General features: G+C 65.7%; 2 protein-coding genes. One reads left to right on the top strand and one right to left on the bottom strand.

Annotated elements, in window-relative coordinates; translation table 11 throughout:
* Nucleotides 1-1,367 (bottom strand): dihydroxy-acid dehydratase (locus AC1DOC_RS29570; RefSeq protein WP_478131114.1); only part of this gene is annotated, 1,367 nt, incomplete at its 3' end.
* A gap of 151 nt (nucleotides 1,368-1,518) precedes the next feature.
* Between AC1DOC_RS29570 and AC1DOC_RS29565 the strand changes: the two genes are divergently transcribed.
* Nucleotides 1,519-2,265 (top strand): FadR/GntR family transcriptional regulator, encoded by a 747-nt coding sequence (locus tag AC1DOC_RS29565; protein ID WP_015866466.1) that lies wholly within the window; start codon nucleotides 1,519-1,521, stop codon nucleotides 2,263-2,265.
* Nucleotides 2,266-2,400 lie beyond the last annotated feature (135 nt).

The raw sequence follows: 2,400 nt of genomic DNA, 5'->3' as shown, positions 1-2,400 counted from the left end.
ATGTTGCCCGACTCGGCCATGCCCGGATAGCCGCGCGGGCCGCAGTTCTTCAGCACCATCACGCAGTGCTCGTCGATGTCGAGGTTCTCGTCGTCGATGCGCTTGTGCAGGTCGTCGGCGCTTTCGAACACCACCGCGCGGCCCTTGTGCACCAGCAGCTCGGGCGTGGCGGCACTGGGCTTGATGATGGCGCCGTTGGGCGCGAGATTGCCGCGCAGCACGCAGATGCCGGCCTTGTCCTTGAAGGGCTCGGCCAGCGGGCGGATCACCTGCGGGTTGTAGTTCTCGGCGTCCTTCACGTTGTCCCATAGCGTCTGGCCGTTGGCCGTGATCACGTCCTTGTGCAGGTACTGCGCGATCTCCTTGATGACCACCGGCAGCCCGCCCGCATAGCAGAAGTCTTCCATCAGGAAGCGGCCCGAAGGCTGCAGGTCGACCAGGCAGGGGAGGTCCGAGGCCAGGCGGTCGAAGTCGTCGAGCGAAAGATCGACGCCGATGCGCCCCGCAATGGCCAGCAGATGGATGACGAGGTTGGTGGAGCCGCCGATGGCCGCATTGACCTTGATGGCGTTCTCGATGGCCTGGCGCGTGAGGATCTTCGACATGTGGAGGTCTTCATGGACCATGTCGACGATGCGCCGGCCCGCCATGCGCGCCAGCACGTTGCGCCGGCCGTCCACCGCCGGGTAGGCGGCGTTGCCGGGCAGGCCGATGCCCAGCGACTCGACCATGCTGGCCATGGTGCTGGCGGTGCCCATGGTCATGCAGTGGCCGTGGCTGCGGTGCATGCAGCTCTCGGCCTCGAAGAAGTCCTGCAGCTTGAGCGTGCCGGCGCGCACCTGCTCGCTCATCTGCCACACGCCGGTGCCCGAGCCCAGTTCCTGGCCGCGCCACTTGCCCGAAAGCATCGGGCCGCCGGAGACGCCGATGGTCGGCAGGTCGACGCTGGCCGCACCCATCATGAGCGCGGGCGTGGTCTTGTCGCAGCCCATGAGCAGCACCACGCCGTCCAGCGGATTGCCGCGGATGCTTTCTTCCACGTCCATGCTCGCGAGGTTGCGGTACAGCATGGCGGTGGGGCGCAAGAGCGTTTCGCCGAGCGACATCACCGGGAACTCGAGCGGAAAGCCGCCCGCTTCGTAGACGCCGATCTTCACCTGCTCGGCGAGCGTGCGGAAGTGCGAGTTGCAGGGCGTGAGCTCGCTGAAGGTGTTGCAGATGCCGATGACCGGGCGCCCGTCGAACTGGTCGTGCGGCACGCCCTTGCCCTTGACCCAGCTGCGGTAGATGAAGCCATCGCGGTCATGGCGGCCGAACCATTGCTGGCTGCGCAGGTCTTCGGGTTTTTTCTTGGGGGAAGTGCTCATCGGGTTGTCTCCGTTTGCGACCGCTTGCGGCCCCAAACCTCAGGGTTTGTCCTGCCGATCGATCATTTCAATCATCATATGATAAGTGCGAAGAGCTTGCCGGACCCTTAGTGTTTTCGAGTGTCGGCATATCAAATTTCACATCACGCACATGATCAAGAACATCCACGGTCGCACGCTCGAGCTGCTCGGCGAAGCTGTCGTGGCCGGCCGCTATGCGATCGGTGCGTCGATCCCGGCCGAACCCATTCTGGGCGAGGAGCTCGGCGTGAGCCGCACCGTGGTGCGCGAAGCCATCAAGTCGCTCGCGGCCAAGGGCCTGATCGTGACGGGCCCCAAGGTGGGCACGCGGGTGCTGCCGCAGGACAAGTGGAACTGGTTCGACCCTGACGTCATCACCTGGCAGTCGCGTGCCGGGCTCACGCCCGAGTTCCTGCGCGACCTGCAGGACTTGCGGCGCGTGGTCGAGCCGGCGGCCGTGCGGCTCGCGGCCGAGCGCGCCAGCCCGCAGGACATCGAGGAAATAGAGCGTGCCTACGCCGGCATGAAGGAAGCCGTGGAGAACGGCGGCGACTACGTCACCTTCGACCTGCGCTTTCATACCGGCCTCCTGAGCGCAGCGCGCAACCGCATGCTCGCGCAGATGAGCAAGGCGCTCAACGCACTGCTTCGCACCAGTTTCGAGATATCGACCAGCAAGCCCGACGGTCCCGCGCTTTCGCTGCCGCTGCATCGCGCGGTGCTCGACGCGGTGATTGCGCACGATCCGGCCAAGGCCGAGCAGGCGGTCATCCGCCTCATCGACGGCGCTCGGCAGGACATCGAAGACGTGCTCGGCTCGTCGCGCCGCCGGCTGCCGCGGCTCAGCCGCCCACCGCCGCGGCTCAAGGCCCACTAGCCGGGCAGCCCGGGTCCAGGCGCGAGCCGGCGCAGGTTGCCACAGATTTTTTCACCCACGCTCGTGTTCGAGCATTTCCACCGAAAAAGAAGGAGACACCATGAAAGTCGTCAAGTCGCTGATCAAGTCGCTGAT

Source organism: Variovorax sp. 01T439_2 (assembly GCF_056398445.1).
Note: the sequence above shows the minus strand (reverse complement) of the source record. Positions and strands in the feature narration are given on the sequence as shown.

Excerpts from the sequence above, each read along its gene's own strand:
- AC1DOC_RS29565 (WP_015866466.1), top strand. The coding sequence starts at position 1,519 with ATGATCAAGAACATCCACGGTCGCACGCTCGAGCTGCTCGGCGAAGCT.